Annotated in this window: 16 protein-coding genes and 1 pseudogene; 9 read left to right on the top strand and 8 right to left on the bottom strand. The window is 66.7% G+C overall.

The features are described from left to right. The first annotated feature begins 132 nt into the window (after positions 1-132). The 4 genes from QMZ25_RS06185 to QMZ25_RS06200 all read left to right on the top strand — a co-directional run bounded on the left by QMZ25_RS06185 (position 133) and on the right by QMZ25_RS06200 (position 4343). The gene (locus QMZ25_RS06185; protein WP_053516916.1) at positions 133-1029 is read left to right on the top strand and encodes an RNA polymerase sigma-70 factor; all 897 of its coding nucleotides are present in this window, start codon (positions 133-135) and stop codon (positions 1027-1029) included. Between the two features lie 36 nt (positions 1030-1065). Continuing rightward, a complete protein-coding gene (locus QMZ25_RS06190) occupies positions 1066-1515 on the top strand; it encodes a carboxymuconolactone decarboxylase family protein (protein WP_053516915.1) in 450 nt (149 codons plus the stop codon). Between the two features lie 118 nt (positions 1516-1633). Then, on the top strand, positions 1634-3484 hold the full coding sequence (locus QMZ25_RS06195; RefSeq protein WP_283219276.1) for an ABC transporter ATP-binding protein: 1851 nt from the start codon (positions 1634-1636) through the stop codon (positions 3482-3484). 79 nt (positions 3485-3563) lie between these two features. Then, entirely contained in the window at positions 3564-4343 is a 780-nt protein-coding gene (locus QMZ25_RS06200; RefSeq protein WP_053516913.1) for a ferredoxin--NADP reductase, read from the top strand. A 49-nt stretch (positions 4344-4392) separates the two neighbouring features. Here QMZ25_RS06200 and QMZ25_RS06205 read toward each other — a convergent pair whose 3' ends face one another. Further along, entirely contained in the window at positions 4393-4884 is a 492-nt protein-coding gene (locus tag QMZ25_RS06205; RefSeq protein WP_065181959.1) for a glutathione peroxidase, read from the bottom strand. A gap of 118 nt (positions 4885-5002) precedes the next feature. Here QMZ25_RS06205 and QMZ25_RS06210 point away from each other — a divergent pair, with 118 nt between their 5' ends. Beyond that, a complete protein-coding gene (locus QMZ25_RS06210; RefSeq protein WP_053516910.1) occupies positions 5003-7171 on the top strand; it encodes a M3 family metallopeptidase in 2169 nt (722 codons plus the stop codon). 111 nt (positions 7172-7282) lie between these two features. Here QMZ25_RS06210 and cfa read toward each other — a convergent pair whose 3' ends face one another. From cfa to QMZ25_RS06225, 3 genes are all read right to left on the bottom strand, one after another. Continuing rightward, positions 7283-8398 carry a cyclopropane fatty acyl phospholipid synthase gene (gene cfa, locus QMZ25_RS06215; protein WP_065175474.1) on the bottom strand — a complete coding sequence of 372 codons (1116 nt, stop codon included), beginning with the start codon at positions 8396-8398 and terminating at the stop codon, positions 7283-7285. 19 nt (positions 8399-8417) lie between these two features. Further along, the gene (locus QMZ25_RS06220; RefSeq protein WP_193396153.1) at positions 8418-9275 is read right to left on the bottom strand and encodes a DUF3298 and DUF4163 domain-containing protein; all 858 of its coding nucleotides are present in this window, start codon (positions 9273-9275) and stop codon (positions 8418-8420) included. A gap of 63 nt (positions 9276-9338) precedes the next feature. Next, positions 9339-9641 (bottom strand): GNAT family N-acetyltransferase, encoded by a 303-nt coding sequence (locus QMZ25_RS06225; protein WP_053516908.1) that lies wholly within the window; start codon positions 9639-9641, stop codon positions 9339-9341. 209 nt (positions 9642-9850) lie between these two features. Between QMZ25_RS06225 and QMZ25_RS06230 the strand changes: the two genes are divergently transcribed. Then, complete coding sequence (locus QMZ25_RS06230) at positions 9851-10012, top strand: hypothetical protein (RefSeq protein WP_164972342.1); 162 nt, start codon at positions 9851-9853, stop codon at positions 10010-10012. Between the two features lie 55 nt (positions 10013-10067). On the opposite strand, the gene QMZ25_RS06235 is transcribed toward QMZ25_RS06230, so the two are convergent. Further along, positions 10068-10694, bottom strand: coding sequence for a rhomboid family intramembrane serine protease (locus tag QMZ25_RS06235; RefSeq protein WP_053516907.1), 627 nt, complete (start codon positions 10692-10694; stop codon positions 10068-10070). A gap of 7 nt (positions 10695-10701) precedes the next feature. Continuing rightward, positions 10702-12267: an oligopeptide:H+ symporter gene (locus QMZ25_RS06240; RefSeq protein WP_053516906.1), complete on the bottom strand. Its 1566-nt coding sequence runs from the start codon at positions 12265-12267 to the stop codon at positions 10702-10704. A gap of 164 nt (positions 12268-12431) precedes the next feature. Between QMZ25_RS06240 and QMZ25_RS06245 the strand changes: the two genes are divergently transcribed. Then, positions 12432-13280, top strand: coding sequence for an endonuclease/exonuclease/phosphatase family protein (locus QMZ25_RS06245; protein ID WP_283219277.1), 849 nt, complete (start codon positions 12432-12434; stop codon positions 13278-13280). A 128-nt stretch (positions 13281-13408) separates the two neighbouring features. On the opposite strand, the gene QMZ25_RS06250 is transcribed toward QMZ25_RS06245, so the two are convergent. Continuing rightward, positions 13409-14020, bottom strand: coding sequence for a superoxide dismutase (locus QMZ25_RS06250; RefSeq protein WP_049458515.1), 612 nt, complete (start codon positions 14018-14020; stop codon positions 13409-13411). Between the two features lie 218 nt (positions 14021-14238). Between QMZ25_RS06250 and QMZ25_RS06255 the strand changes: the two genes are divergently transcribed. Continuing rightward, positions 14239-14697: a ribonuclease domain-containing protein gene (locus QMZ25_RS06255; protein WP_053516903.1), complete on the top strand. Its 459-nt coding sequence runs from the start codon at positions 14239-14241 to the stop codon at positions 14695-14697. Beyond that, positions 14694-15107: a barstar family protein gene (locus tag QMZ25_RS06260; RefSeq protein WP_065175478.1), complete on the top strand. Its 414-nt coding sequence runs from the start codon at positions 14694-14696 to the stop codon at positions 15105-15107. The genes QMZ25_RS06255 and QMZ25_RS06260 overlap by 4 nt, the downstream gene beginning before the upstream one ends. Before the next feature lie 121 nt (positions 15108-15228). On the opposite strand, the pseudogene QMZ25_RS06265 reads toward QMZ25_RS06260, so the two are convergent. After that, positions 15229-16034 (bottom strand): annotated as a pseudogene (locus QMZ25_RS06265) (hypothetical protein); the annotation flags it as partial.

Here is a 16034-nt window from a genome sequence, read left to right on the forward strand (position 1 = left end):
GGGGGTAATCCGCCCATTTTACCCCCTCCCCGGCTGCGGGTAGAGTCTGTGGGGTCACAACCCTTTCCCGGGGAAAGGGATCTGACCCCAAGCCCTTGTCACGCCCCCGCCCGCTGCGGCGTCCTTGCCCGCATGAACGCCGAAACCGCCTTCCAGACCCACCGTCCGCGCCTGATGGCCCTCGCCTACCGCCTGCTGGGCAGCCGCGCCGACGCCGAGGACGTCGTCCAGGACGCCTGGCTGCGCTGGTCCGGCGCCGACCCGGCCAGCGTCCGCGATGCCGAGGCATGGCTGGTCACCACCACCACGCGCCTGGGACTGGACCGTCTGCGTGCGGCCAAGCGCGAGCGCGCGCATTACGTGGGCCCGTGGCTGGCTGAACCGATGGCGGTCACCCTGGAGCCCGACCCCGCGCCCGGCCCGGCCCAGTTGCATGCCCTGGCTGATGATGTATCGGTGGCTTTCCTGACCCTGCTTGAACAGCTCGGCCCGGAGGAACGCGCCGCGTTCCTGCTGAAGGAAGCGTTCGACCACGACTATCGCGAGATCGCCGACCTGATCGGCCACAGCGAGGCCAACTGCCGGCAACTGGTGCACCGGGCCCGGCAGCGGCTGCAAGCCGGCCGGCCGCGCTTCAATGCCGACGCCGGCCAGCACCGGCAGTTGCTGGCACGCTTCATGGATGCGTCGCAGCGTGGCGACAGCGAGGCGATCCAGGCCCTGCTGCATGCCAACGCGCTGATGGTCTCCGATGGAGGCGGCGTGGTCACCGCAGCGGTGCGCCCGCTGCGGGGTGCCGAACGCATCGGCCGCCTGTTCTGGGCCATTGCCCGCCGCGGCGGCACGCACCCGGCCCGGCTGGGCTACGTCAACGGCGAGCCGGCGATCCTGGGCTTCGACGGCGATCGCCTGCATTCGGTCACCACCATCGAGGTGATCGATGGCCGCATCGCGCGCCTCTACAGCGTGCTCAATCCGGAAAAACTGCCCGCGGTTGTCACGCACGCAGACGCGGCGGCGTCCTGGTAAGGGAAGGCGGCCATCGGGGCCGCCGTGGAGCCCACGATGTCCAACCCCGCCTCACCCCGCGTTCCCTATACCCGCTTGGCCGCCAAGGCTTTCAAGGGCCTGCTCGATACCAGCCAGGCAGTGCATGACAGTTCGATCGATCCGACCCTGATGGAACTGGTGTTCCTGCGCGTGTCGCAGCTCAACGGCTGCGGCTACTGCATGGACATGCACGGGACGGCGCTGCGCAAGAGTGGCATCGAGCCGCGCAAGCTGGACACCCTGCCCGCCTGGCACGAAAGCCGCTTCTTCGATGCGCGTGAGCGCGCTGCGCTGGGCTGGGCCGAGGCCCTGACCCGGCTCATCGACGCCGCGCCATCGCAGGCAGCGTTCGATGCGCTGGCACCGCACTTCGATGAGAAGGGCATCAGCGACCTGAGCATGGGCATCGCGGTGATCAACGCCTGGAACCGCCTCGGCGCCGGCCTGCTGCCGCCGCTGCCCTGATCCACAAGAGTGCGGGGCCTCGCGCAGCGCGGCTCCGCACCGGTGGCGCGCTGACGCGCGCTCCCTGCGAGCGTCGCATTCATGCCTTCGCCACGGCTCCGGCGCGCACAATGGCGACATGCCTTCAGCCGAAAAGAAACCCAGCCTGCGCCAGCGCTTCAATGCGATGCGCAACGTGCCACCGTTCCTGCGGCTGGTGTGGAAGACCAGCCCCGCACTGACCCTGGTCAGCCTGGGGCTGCGCCTGATCCGTGCCCTGCTGCCGGTCGCCATGCTGTATGTGGGCAAGCTGATCATCGACAGCGCGCTGCAGCTGAGCCGGCACGACGCCGGCTTTCCGCCGCTGGGCGAGGCCCTGGCCAGCGGCCTGCTCAATCCGCTGCTCGGGTTGCTGGCCCTGGAGCTGGGCCTGGCCATCGTCTCCGACCTGCTGGGCCGGATGGTGGCCTACGCCGATGCCCTGCTGTCGGAGCTGTTCGCCAACGCCACCAGCATCCGGCTGATGGAGCACGCCGCAACGCTGGATCTGGAGGACTTCGAGGATCCGGACCTGCAGGACAAGCTGGACCGCGCACGACGCCAGACGATGGGCCGGATGAACCTGATGAGCCAGCTGTTCGGCCAGGTGCAGGACGCCATCACGGTGGTCAGCCTGGCGGTGGGCCTGCTGGTCTACGCGCCGTGGCTGATCCTGCTGCTGGCGCTGGCCCTGGTGCCTGCCTTCATCGGCGAATCGCACTTCAACGCCGCCGGCTACAGCCTGAATTTCCAATGGACGCCCGAGCGCCGCCAGCTCGACTACCTGCGCCAGCTCGGCGCCAGCGTGGAGACGGCCAAGGAAGTGAAGATCTTCAACCTGCACCGCTTCCTGGTGGAGCGTTACAGGAGCCTGTCGGTGGCGCTGTTCAAGGCCAACCGGGCGTTGGCCCGGCGCCGTGCCTTGTGGGGCACCCTGCTGGCCGCGCTGGGCACGCTGGGTTATTACACCGCCTACGCCTACATTGCCTGGCGCACGGTGCGCGGCGATTTCTCGATCGGCGACCTGACCTTCCTCGCCGGCAGCTTCCTGCGCCTGCGCCAGCTGCTGGAGGGCCTGCTGATCGGCTTCTCGCAGGTGGCCAGCCAGGCCCTGTACCTGGACGATCTGTTCTCGTTTTTCCAGATCCAGCCGGAGATCCATTCGCGCGAGGGCGCCGTAGCCGTGCCGCGGCCCATCCGCCAGGGCTTCGTGTTCGAGAACGTCGGCTTCCGCTATCCCGATGCCGAGCAATGGGCCGTCCGCCACCTCGATTTCCAGCTGCATGCCGGCGAAGTGCTGGCACTGGTCGGCGAGAACGGTGCCGGCAAGACCACGCTGGTCAAACTGCTGGCACGGCTGTACGAGCCTGACGAGGGCCGCATCCTGCTCGACGGCCGGGACCTGCGCGACTATGACCTGGATGACCTGCGCGCCAATCTCGGGGTGATCTTCCAGGACTTCGTGCGCTACAACCTGAGCGCCGGGGAGAACATCGGCGTTGGCCAGGTCGAGGCGATGGCGGACCGGGAACGGGTTGCCGATGCCGCGCGCCGGGGCATGGCCCAGGAAGTGATCGAGTCGCTGCCACGCGGCTACGACCAGCTGATCGGGCGTCGCTTCAAGGAGGGCGTGGACCTCTCCGGCGGGCAGTGGCAGAAGATCGCCATCGCCCGCGCGTGGATGCGCAATGCGCAGGTGATGATCCTGGACGAGCCGACCGCAGCGCTGGATGCGCGCAGCGAGTTCGAGGTATTCCAGCGGTTCAGGGAACTGGCGGACAATCGCACTGCCGTACTCATCTCCCATCGCTTCTCGTCGGTGCGCATGGCCGACCGCATCCTGGTGCTGGCCGATGGCCGGATCGAGGCCAGCGGCACCCACGAGCAGCTGATGGCCCAGGGCGGCCGCTACGCCGAGCTGTTCGAGCTGCAGGCCGCCGGCTACCGCTGAGAACGCCTCTCGTTCCGCCTAATGAGAACCTGTCTCATTTGAGATAGAATTACCCCGACGACTTCCAACAGATACGCCCATGTCTTCCGCTTTCGGCGCCGAAACGGTGCTTGAGGTCCGCCACTGGACCGATGCCTACTTCAGCTTCACCCTCACCCGCGACAGCGGTTTCCGCTTCGAGAACGGCCAGTTCGTGATGATCGGCCTGGAAACCGACGCCCGGCCGCTGCTGCGCGCCTACTCCATCGCCAGCGCGAACTGGGAAGAGCAGCTGGAGTTCTTCAGCATCAAGGTGCAGGACGGCCCCCTGACCTCGCGCCTGCAGCACATCAAGCCCGGCGACAAGGTTCTGGTAGGCAAGAAGCCCACCGGCACCCTGCTGATCAGCGATCTGCATCCCGGCAGGAACCTGTACCTGCTGGGCACGGGCACCGGCCTGGCGCCCTGGCTGTCGATCATCAAGGACCCGGAGACCTACGAGCGTTTCGAGAAGGTGATCCTGTGCCACGGCGTGCGCTACGAGAAGGACCTGGCGTACCGCGACTATTTCGAGAAGGACCTGCGTGAGCACGAGTTCCTCGGCGAGATGATCGGCGACAAGCTGTTGTACTACCCGGCCGTCACCCGCGAACCGTTCGCCAACCAGGGGCGCCTGACCTCGCTGATGGAAAGCGGGGAAATGCAGCGCACCCTGGGCCTGCCGGAACTGAGCCCGGAGAATGACCGCGCGATGATCTGCGGCAGCCCGCAGATGCTGGCCGACCTGCGCACGGTGCTCGACGCCCGTGGCTTCCAGGTCTCCCCGCGCATCGGCCAGCCGGGTCACTACGTGTTCGAGCGCGCCTTCGTCGAGAAGTGACCCGTAGCGCCGGGCCTGCGTCCGGCGCTGCCGCGGGAAGCGGCAGCCCTTACTGCCGGGACTGCAACGCTTTCTCGATGTCCCCGCGAAGGCTTTCCGGCTTGTCGGTCGGCGCGTAGCGTTTCAGCACCTGCCCGTCGCGTCCGACCAGGAACTTGCTGAAGTTCCATTTGATCGCGCTCAGCCCCAGCAGGCCGGTCTTCTCGGACTTCAGCCACTTCCAAAGCGGGTGTGCACCGTCGCCGTTGACCTGGATCTTCTCCGACAGCGGGAAGTCCACTGCATAGGTCAGCGCACAGAAGCTGCGGATCTCCTCGGCATTGCCCGGTTCCTGGTGGCCGAACTGGTCGCAGGGGAAGCCGATCACCACCAGGCCCTTCGGGCCGTACTCGCGCCACAGCGCCTCCAGTCCCTCGTACTGCGGGGTGAAACCGCACTTGCTGGCCACGTTGACCAGCAGCAGCGCCTTGCCGCGGTACTGCTCCAGGGCCTGCGGCTGGCCGTCCAGGTCGGTGAAACCGAAATCGAACGCAGTGGTCATGGCAGATCTCCGCAATGGGGGGTTCCGATGGTATCCCCGCCCATGCCTTTCGACACAAGCCCGATCCCATTACCCCGGGTTAACCTCGGGCACTTGTCTGCCTTACCGGAGTACCGCCTTGACCACCCGCCTTGCCCTTGCCGTGGCCATGACCCTCGGCCTTGCCCTGCCCGCCTATTCCGCCGGCGCCGCCACCCCGGCTGCCAGCACCACCGCACAGCAGGCCAACCCGTTCTTCGCCGAAAGCCCGCTGGCACTGCACTATCCGCAGTTCGACAAGATCAAGGACAGCGACTTCGCTCCGGCCTTCGACGCCGGCATGGCGCAGCAGCTGAAGGAAATCGAGGCCATCGCCAACAACAAGGCCAAGCCGACCTTCGACAACACCATCATCGCCCTGGAAAAGAGCGGTGACATCCTTGACCGCGCGACCACCGTGTTCTTCGCCCTGGTCGGCGCGGACACCAACGACACCCGCAAGAAGCTGCAGGCCGACTACTCGGCCAGGTTCGCCGCGCACAGCGATGCGATCGCCCTGAACAGCAAGCTGTTCGCGCGCATCCAGGCGCTGTATGACACCCGCACGCAGCTGGGTCTGGACGCCGAAGGCGTGCGCCTGGTCGAGAAGTACTATGACAACTACGTGCGCGCCGGCGCCAAGCTGTCTGACGCGGACAAGGCGAAGCTGAAGGAAATGAACGCCGAGCTGGCCAACCTCGGTACCCGCTTCAGCCAGAACGTGCAGTCGGAAGTGAACGCTTCGGCGATCACCGTTGATGACGTGAAGGAACTGGATGGTCTGTCCAGGGAGCAGATCGCCGCCGCCGCCGAAGCCGCCAAGGCCCGTGGCCTGGATGGCAAGTATGTGATCACCCTGCTCAACACCACCGGCCAGCCGCCCCTGACCAACCTGGCCAACCGCGCCCTGCGCCAGAAGATCTACGAAGCATCGGTCAGCCGTGGCAGCCGCGGCGGCGAGTTCGACAACACCGCCATCGTCTCGCGCATCATGCAGCTGCGTGCCGACAAGGCCAAGCTGATGGGTTTTGCCAACTTCGCCGCGTACAACCTGACCAACCAGACCGCCAAGACCCCTGAGGCGGTCAACGCGATGCTGGGCAAGCTGGCCCCGGCCGCAGTGGCCAACGCCAAGCGCGAAGCGGCCGACCTGCAGGCAATGATCGACCAGGAGCAGAAGGCCGCGGGCAAGCCGACGTTCGCGCTGGAGCCGTGGGACTGGGCCTTCTACAGCGAGAAGGTGCGCCAGGCCAAGTACAACTTCGACGAGTCGCAGCTGAAGCCGTACTTCGAACTGAAGAACGTGCTGGAGAACGGCGTGTTCTTCGCCGCCAACCAGGAATTCGGCCTGACCTTCAAGCAGCGCACCGACCTGCCGGTCTATCACGATGATGTCACCGTCTACGACGTGTTCGACGCCGACGGCAGCCAGCTGGCGATTTTCCTGTTCGACCCGTACGCCCGTGCCTCCAAGCGCGGCGGCGCATGGATGAACTCGTATGTCTCGCAGTCGAAGCTGACCGGCTTCAAGCCGGTGGTGGCCAACCACCTCAACATCCCCAAGCCGCCGGCCGGCCAGCCGACCCTGCTGACCTGGGATGAGGTGACGACCACCTTCCACGAATTCGGCCACGCCCTGCACGGCATGTTCTCGAACGTGAAGTACCCGTACTTCTCGGGCACCTCGGTGCCGCGTGACTTCGTCGAGTTCCCCTCGCAGGTCAACGAGATGTGGGCCGATGACAGCGCCATCCTGAAGAACTACGCCAAGCACTACCAGAACGGCACGGCGATGCCGCAGGCACTGCTGGACAAGGTGATCGCCGCGGCCAAGTTCAACCAGGGCTTCGCCACCACCGAGTACCTGGGTGCGGCCATGCTGGACCAGCGCTGGCACCAGATCGGCCCGGACCAGGTGCCGGCCGCCAAGGACGTGATGGCCTTCGAGCGCGCCGCGCTGGAGAAGGACGGCATCTACTACGCACCGGTTCCGCCGCGTTACAAGACCCCGTACTTCAGCCACATCATGGGCGGCTACTCGGCCGGCTACTACGCCTACATCTGGTCGGAAGTGCTGGACGCCAACACCCAGAAGTGGTTCCGCGAGAACGGTGGCCTGAGCCGCAAGAACGGCGACCACTTCCGCGCCACCTTGCTGTCGCGTGGCGGCAGCGTCGACGCGATGCAGCTGTTCCGCGATTTCGCCGGCCACGAGCCGCAGATCGAACCGCTGCTGGAGAAGCGTGGCCTGACCGGCACCGGCAACTGATCGCCGGTACGCTGAGCTGAAAACAGAACCGCCCGGGAAACCGGGCGGTTTTTTCGTTGTGGTTGGGGTCAGAGCCCTTTTCTGCGAAAGGGATCTGACCCCGCTCTGGCTTCATCGCGGCGCCACATAGCCTCCCGGCACACCTTCCGGCGAAAGCACCAGCTGCCACAACTGCGCGTGCCGGCAACGGAAGGTCGCCATCGAACCGGCCAGATAGAAGCGCCACATCCGCCGGAAATGCTCGTCATAGCGCGCATCCAGCCGGGGCCACGCCGCTTCCACGTTGCGCCGCCACGCCTGCAGGGTCAGGTCGTAGTCGGTGCCGAAATTGTGCCAGTCCTCCAACACGAACCGCCCCTCGAACGCCCTGCTGATCTGCGCCGCGGAGGGCAGCATCGAGTTGGGAAAGATGTAGCGCGCGATCCACGGATCGGTACGATGCCGCGACACGTTGGTCCCGATGCTGTGCAGCAGCAGCAGGCCACGTGGCGACAGGCAGCGCCGCGCCACCTCGAAGAAACTGCGGTAGTTCTTGTCACCGACGTGCTCGAACATGCCGATCGAGAAGATCGCATCGAAGGGTTCGTCCAGCGCGCGGTAGTCCTGCAGGCGGATCTCGATCGGCAGACCGGCGCACAGCTCGCGCGCGAATTCCGCCTGCTCCTGCGAGATCGTTACACCGACCCCGCTGACTCCATAGCGTTCGGCAGCGAACTTCAGGGCCTCGCCCCAGCCACAGCCGATATCCAGCACCCGCTGGCCCGGGCGCAATCCCAGCTTGCGGCAGACCAGGTCCAGCTTGGCTTCCTGTGCGGCGTCCAGATCATCGGCCTGCCGCCAGTAGCCACAGCTGTACACCAGGCGCCGGCCCAGCATCGCCTGGTACAGATCGTTGCCCAGATCGTAGTGGCGACGGCCGACTTCGTAGCTTCCCTGCCCGGCCTGCAGGTTGAACAGGCGCGCCTTCAGCGCGTCGGCCACTTCCCGCCAGCCGTGCACCCGTTCGTCCAGATGCGCCTGCATGAGGTGGACCAGGAATTCGTCCAGGACGTTGGCGTCCCACCAGCCATCCATGTAGCTCTCGCCCAGGCCGAGCGAACCGTGCGCCATGACCCGTGCGAAGAACCTCGGATCATGTACCTGGATGTCCTGTGGCCGGGAGCCGCCAATGCGGACCCCGGCTTCGTGGAGCAGGCCGCTGACCCGCTCCTGCAACCCTGTATCCACGCCCCCTCCTCGTCTGCGCTCAACCGCGTGCGAACAGCTCCACGTAATCCTTGGCCACGTGCGGCAACAGCACCGCCGCCGGCACATCGGCGGTCTGCGTTCCATCCGAGTATGGACCCACCTGGTAGGGCGGGAAAACAAAGCGCAGCGCGGTGATCTGCCCCTTGTCGTCGGTCAGCGGCTGGAACTGGCTGAAATTGTCGGGCTGCGGGCCGGTGCCATCGGCGATCATGCGCGATGCATTGCGCAGCGACTCCTGCAGCTCGGCCGGCTCCATGTCCTCGCCGCTGAGGCGTGTCGCCACGCGCTCGCGCAGCTGGTCCGCGACGAAATCGCTGATCGCCTTCCAGCCCTTGCTGTCGGTCACCAGCTTGTCGGCGCTGAGCATCTGCTGTTGCTCCGGCAGCCAGACGAAACGTGCCACCAGGGGTTCGCCGTGGGCGCCGCCGGTGTAACGGCTGCCATCGGCACTCACCACCACCAGCTGCGGCGTCTCCAGCACCTTCTCGAAGCTCAGCGAGAGTTCGTAGGGCATGGTCGGCTTGTCGTTGCCCAGCCCATCGAGCGCCTGCTGCAGCTCGCTGCGGGCCGTGGTGGCGTAGTCCTGCAGCGCACGCGCCAGGCCCGGATAACGGTCGATGCCTGCCGGATAGCTGATGCCCACCACCTCGCGTTCGTTGTTCTCGATCACGTCGCGCAGGTCGAGCGGTGCTTCCGCAGCGGGCGCCTCGCCCGTGGCGGAGGCATCGACCGCCGGCGCCGCGTCGGCCACCGGTGCCGGGGTTTCGGCTTCACGCTGGCAGCCCGCCAGCAACAGCACGCCTGCCACACCGGCCAGCACGCTTCCGCGCAGCAGCCGGTTGTTTCCAATCTTCATCGGGATCCCCTGTTCATGTTCATCAATCATCGCCCGCCCTGGCTTAAGCGTAGCCCGCTGGCGTCATCCCGCCAGAAGGTCGTGATACTCCTCATGCCGCTGCAGGAATGCCTCGGCGTAGGCACACGCCGGCACGACCTTGTACTTCTGCTCCCGCGCGAACCGCAGCGCCACGCGGGTCAACTCGCCGGCGATGCCCCGGCCGGCGATCGGCTCGGGCACCTCGGTGTGGGTGATGACCATGCGTCTGCGCTTGATCTGGTAATCGAGCACCGCCACCTGTCCACGCACACGGGCAGTGAAGCGATGGTTGGCCTGGTCGTGATCGACCTCGTAGGCCAGACCGGGGGGCGTGACCGAAGCCATGGGACTGTCTCCTGCGGCGACTGCGTGGATGGTGCGCAGCCGGGCGCCATGATCGCGTGAAGCCTGAACAGGGGCAAGTCCAGGCCCTCCACGTCAGTTTGCGACCCTAAAGCTGGAGCGCCCGCGGCCGCTATCGCCTGCGGAGGGGTCCGGCCACGCTGGCACGGCCCTTGCGACCGTAGACCGTGCGACTGCCGTGGAGGCCCCCGATGCACCCCAGCGATTCCCATTCCGATACCGACCGCGCCCTGCTGGAGGGCCTGCTCCAGCTCGCCGTGGAAGGCCAGACCGACGAGCAGGCCTTCCAGCGTATCGGCGAGGAAGTCTTCGCCCGCCTGCTGGACACCTACGGCCAGCAGACCCGGGCCTGACCACGAGCGGGGGCCCTGCCCCGGGGTCGGATCCAGCGGATCCGACCCCAGGCCCTCAACCGCCGCCCAGGCGGAAGGTCGGGTTGGACAGTTCGCGCAGGAAGTGGGTGAAGATGCTCGGCTGCATGGCCAGCATGAAGATCACGCCGAATGCCGCGCCGGCCAGGTGCGCGCTGTGGTTGATGCGGTCGCCGCCGCGCTTGTCCATCCAGATGCTGTAGCCGACATAGAACGCGGCGTACACGATGGCCGGTGCGGGGATGAAGAACACCAGGATGATCGACCACGGCTTGATCAGGATGAAGGCGAACAGCACCGCCGACACCGCACCCGAAGCCCCCAGGCTGAGGTAGTTCGGATTCTTCTGGTTCTTCAGGTAGCTCGGCAGGATCGAGACCACCAGCGCGCCGATGTAGAACGCCGGATAGGTCAGGTAGCTGCCGGTCAGCTGCACCATCACGCTCTCGATGAATCCCCCGAAGAAGAACAGGGTGATCATGTTGAAGATCAGGTGCGACCAGTCCGCGTGGATGAATCCATAGGTCACCAGCCGGTCGTACTGGCGGTGGCGGTCGATGGCCGGTGGCCACAGGATCAGGCGGTCGGCCAGCGCGCGGTGGTTGAACGCCCTCCATGACAGGATGGCGGTGATGGCGATCAACAGCAGATTGACGGGGGTCATGTCAGGCTCAGGCAGCGCGGTAGTTGTCGACCATACGATAGCGTTTCGCGTACCAACCGAAGGCCAACGCCGCGATGAAGGCGAAGCCGGCGAAGAAGAACATCAGGAAGGCCGCCTCGCTCAAGCCGGTGCCGGCGATCTGGTGGGTCACCGTTTCGTTGCGTACGGCCGCATTGGACAGCAGCACCCACAGGTTGCCGATGGTGGTGGTCAGGTTCCAGAAGCTCATCACCACCCCCTTCATCGCCTGGGGCGCTTGGCTGTAGGCGAACTCCAGGCCGGTCGCGGACACCAGGACCTCACCGAAGGTCAGCAGCGCGTACGGCAGGATCTGCCAGAAGATCGACATGGCATTGCCGCCATCCATCACCACCTGGATGCTGCCGACGACGATCCAGGCCAGGCCGCTGAAGGCGATGCCGGCGGTCATCCGGCGCAGCGCGGTCGGCTCGAAGCCGAAGCGGCGCAGGGCCGGGTACAGCACCAGGTTGTTGAACGGGATGAGGATCATCACCAGCAGCGGGTTCAGCGCCTGCATCTGCGAGGCGGTGAACCAGCTCGGCATCTGCATCTGCTGTCCCTGCAGCACCCAGGTCGAGGCCTTCTGGTCGAACAGCGAGAAGAACGGCGTGGTCAACGCGAAGATCACCAGCACGCGCAGCACCGAACGCACGCCCTCCACGGCTTCGGCCGGATGGTGCGCGCGGGCGCGGTCCAGCTGCAGCCAGGTGCCGCCACCGACACCAGCCAGGATCGCCACCAGCGCAAGGCACAGGCAGATCACGATGCCCAACGAGCCGACCAGACCGAACGATGCCACCGCCAGCACCAGGCCGGCCACGGCGATCGCCAGGCCCGGACGGCCCTGGCCCGCCACCCGCGCGGTCAGCGCCGTGCGCGCCACGTTGGCGAACGAATGCGGGTCCTTCGGCGGCAGCGGCACCAGTACGTAGCGCTTGCGGCCAAGCCAGAACACGAAGGTCGCCACGAACATCAGGATGCCCGGAATGCCGAACGCCCACTGCGGGCCCCAGTTCTTCAGCACCAGCGGAATCAGCAGCGACGCAAACAGCGAGCCGAAGTTGATGATCCAGTAGAAGGCATCGAACACCAGCTTGGCCAGGTGCTTGTTGCTCTGGTCGAACTGGTCACCCATGAACGAGGCCACCAGCGGCTTGATGCCACCGGCACCCAGCGCGATCAGGCCCAGGCCGAGGAAGAAGCCCTGGCGGCTGTTCTCGAACAGCGCCAGGCACAGGTGGCCGGCGCAGTAGACCAGGCTGAACCAGAGGATCGTGTGGTACTTGCCGAAGAACCTGTCGGCCAGCCAGCCGCCCAGCAGCGGGAAGAAGTACACGCCGATCATGAAGCTGTGCATGATGTCCTTGGCTTCACCGGCACGGCCTTCCGCAGTGATCTCCTGCAGCAGCAGCGAGGTGATCAGGAACTGCACCAGGATGTTGCGCATCCCGTAGAAGCTGAACCGTTCGCAGGCCTCATTGCCGATGATGTACGGGATCTGGCGCGGCATCTTTCCCTGGCCGGCGATGGGGGCGACTGCGTCGTGGCTCATCCTGTAAGGCATTCCTGCAAAGCGAAAGCCGCAAGGTTACCGGAACCTGCGGGCTGGAAGCACGCTGCGGGGCTGCATGACAGCGCCGCCGATCCATGGCAGGCGGTACCGGTGCCCTGCCGGAAGTCACGGCACCTGCACGACAAAAGCGTAAACTTATCGTTATGCGCGCCCTCGTCCTCGTCCGCCCCCTGCTCGGCTGCTGCCTGTTGCTGCTTGCATTGCCGGCATCGGCGCGGCCACAGGCCGCGGACACCGCGACCCTCGACGCGCAGGCCCGGCAGCTGACCGTGGCGGCCCTGGAACTGCCCGGGCGGGACGATGCGCAATGGAAGCAACGCCGCGAACAGGTGGCGCAGCTGTTGACCGAGCTGCAGCCGGACGTCATCTCGGTGCAGCAGGTGCGGCAGCAGCAGGGGCGCAACCCGGCCTGCTGGCTGGCCAACCGGCTGCGCTACAGCTGCGACTTCGTCACGGCCGACCCGCCCAGCCAGCCGCTGCGGCACGGCAATGCGATGCTGACGCGGCTGCCGGTCAGCGAGGATGGCGTGACCCTGCTGCACCCGCCCGGTACGTTCAGCGCGGCGGGCATGATGCGGCTGCGGCTGGGCGAGGCCCTGGTCAATGTCTACGTGACCCGCCTGCGCCCGGAGCCGGATGAAGCGGCGGCCCGCCAGCACCAGACCAGCGATCTCATGGCCTGGATCAGCGCGACCGCAGAAGGCCTGCCCAGTGTGATCGCAGGCGATTTTTCCGCCGGCACGGTGGAACTGGTGCGCGCAACGCCGGGCTTCCAGCCGGCCCGGCGCAGCCCGGGCGGCCGGGCGGAAGCGTCAGCCTCCGGTGCCGGCGGCGCCAGCGGTCACGGTCTGGATGTGCTGTTCCAGGTCAAGCATTTCGGCGGCATCCGCCAGCAGCCCATCCTGCTGCCTGCCGACGGCGAGCTGCCTGGACTGCGCCTGGGGATGATGGCCACCCTGCGCCTGCAGGGCGATACGGCCACCGCGGAATAGGCCCGCCCTCGGCCCCGGTGGGTGCCGACCAAGGTCGGCACCCACCAGGTCCCGCCCGACGTCCAGAAGCTGGCAAACAAAAAGGCCGGGGTCTCCCCCGGCCTTCTCATGTCATCCCGTCACCGCCTTCAGGCGATCGCGTCCTGGTAACGGCGCTCGACTTCGTTCCAGTCGATGACGTTGAAGAACGCGCCGATGTATTCCGGACGACGGTTCTGGTACTTCAGGTAGTACGCGTGCTCCCACACGTCCAGACCGAGGATGGGCGTGTTGCCTTCCATCAGCGGGCTGTCCTGGTTGCCGGTGCTTTCCACCACGACCTTCTTGTCGGGGGTGACGCTCAACCATGCCCAGCCGCTGCCGAAGCGGGTCAGCGCCGCCTTGGTGAAGGCGTCCTTGAACTTGTCGAAACCGCCCAGGTCCTTGTCGATGGCCTTGGCCACGTCGCCCACCGGGTTGCCGCCCGCGTTCGGCGCCATCACCGTCCAGAACAGCGAGTGGTTGGCATGGCCACCGCCGTTGTTGCGCACCGGGCCCTGCAGGTTCTCCGGCAGCGACTTCAGCTTCTTCACCAGCTCTTCCACCGGCAGGTCAGCGTACTCGGTACCTTCCAGCGCCGCGTTGACGTTGTTGATGTAGGTCTGGTGATGCTTGGTGTGATGGATCTCCATCGTCGCCGCGTCGATATGCGGCTCCAGCGCGTCGTAGGCGTAGGACAGCTTGGGCAGGGTATAGGCCATGATGCATCTCCTGATTGCGAGGGCACCCGACGGTGTCGGGTGTAGCGCGGTGAATGATGGGGACAGACCACTAGATTACCAAGGGGGATGTAAAGGAAATTGCGTCCTGCCGGTGAGCATGCCGGCAATTGTTACGCAGCGGTGACGCGGCGGTTCCTCATGCAGCGTGCAGCGCACAGGCGCTACAGTGCATGCACCACCCTCACCCGTTCGTGCCCATGCGCAACCCCCGGCTGCTGATCACTGCCATCGCCCTGCTGCTGCTCGGCCTGGTCGTCAACCACGTCATGCAGCGGCCGCCGGCACCGCAGTTCGCGCCGGACCTGCAGGGCGCTCCGGCCCGGAGTGCCCCGACCCCGGCACACGGCGATGGCGCACGCAGCGGCCTGCCCGCCTTCCTTCCCGCCGAAGCACGCCAGACCATCACCCTGATCCAGCGGGGCGGGCCCTTCCCGCACCGCCAGGATGGCAGCACCTTCGGCAACCGCGAGCAGCGCCTGCCGCAGCGGCCGCGTGGCTACTACCGCGAGTACACGGTCGACACCCCCGGTGCGGGCAACCGGGGGGCACGCCGCATCGTCACGGGCGGCGATCCAGCAGAGGCGTGGTACTACACCGATGACCATTACGGCTCATTCCGCAGCTTCACCGTTCCATCCCCCGGAGACGCTCGATGAGCCACGATGATTTCGGCCTCGGCCTGCACGACATCAACAACGCCGGCGTGTATGCCATCGACAGCGCGGACATCGGCGCGCTTGCCGCGGCCATGCGCGATGCCGGCCTGAAGGTGATCCGCATCGATCTGGAGGGCGTGACCGACAAGCGCACCCTGCTGGCGCGGCTGTCCGCGCAGCTGGACTTCCCGGCCGGTTTCGGCGGCAACTGGGATGCCCTGTCGGACAATCTTCGCGACCTGCAGTGGCTGCCGGCCAGCGGTTATGCGCTGTTCCTGGCGGATGTCGACGCGCTGCGCGCTGGCGCAGCCAAGGATTTCGACACCCTGCTCGACGTGCTGGACGAAGCCAGCCGGGATTGGGTCGGCCGCGACGTGCCGTTCTGGGTGTTCCTGTCACAGAGCGAGTAAAGGGGCGACGCCGACCAAGGCCGGCCGCCCGCAATGGTTCCGGCGAAGAGCCCCCTTGTTGTTCAAAGGGGGCGCGCCAACGGCGCGGGGATAAGGAAACATGCGTGGACAATGGGAGCCGCTAGCGGCTCCCATTGTCTTCCTGCAGTTCCTTCTTGAACGGGATATCCGGCGGCGGCCGGGCCACGGCCGGCTGGTCCTGCATGTTCGGGTCGGTCAGGCCGCAGCCGCCACCCGCCTGCAGAATGGAGATGACGCAGGAAATCCGGGTGCTGGTGCCGGGAAGCGGAATCTCCATCGCTTTGACGCCCTTGCGCACCCACTCGGCCAGCAGCGACTCCTGCGGCACCCAGTATTTGTCGAACGAGGTGGGCGTGTAGTCGTAGGGCGGTCGCTTCAGCCATGTCCCCGACTGGGCGATGCGTTCCTTGCTCCAGCCGTCGTTGTCCCCCCCGGGAGCGCCACGCTCCGCATTGCCGGGGCCGTCCTGCCCCGGTACACGCACGCTGCCGTCGGCGTTGAACAGGCCGTTGCCCCGGCCCGCGCTGCTCGCCTGCGCGGCGCCGCTGCGGGCGCCATCACGAGTGCGATCCGAGGCCCCCCAGTCGTCGCCCCGGGCCGGCGTAGCCCAGTTGCCCGGGGTCGGCGTCGGGCGGGCACCGGCCTGTGCCGGTGTCGTGGCGGCGGCTGATGGGCGCGCCGCGGGACTGCTCACCGCAGCCGCGCTGCCCTGGGCTGCGGGGGCGGAGGTTGCGGCACTGCCACTGGAAGGCGCAGGCGAAGCGACCGGTGCAGACGCCACCTCACGTTCGCGCACCTGCACGTCGCGGCCCGCGGGCGCCCGTACTGCAGGCTCACGGCCTGCGATCGGCGCCATCCGCACCTGCGGATCGACAACCGCCTGCACTTCGCGTTCGCGCACCTGCA

The organism is Stenotrophomonas sp. RS-48 (assembly GCF_030053245.1).
Classification (GTDB): domain Bacteria; phylum Pseudomonadota; class Gammaproteobacteria; order Xanthomonadales; family Xanthomonadaceae; genus Stenotrophomonas; species Stenotrophomonas maltophilia_P.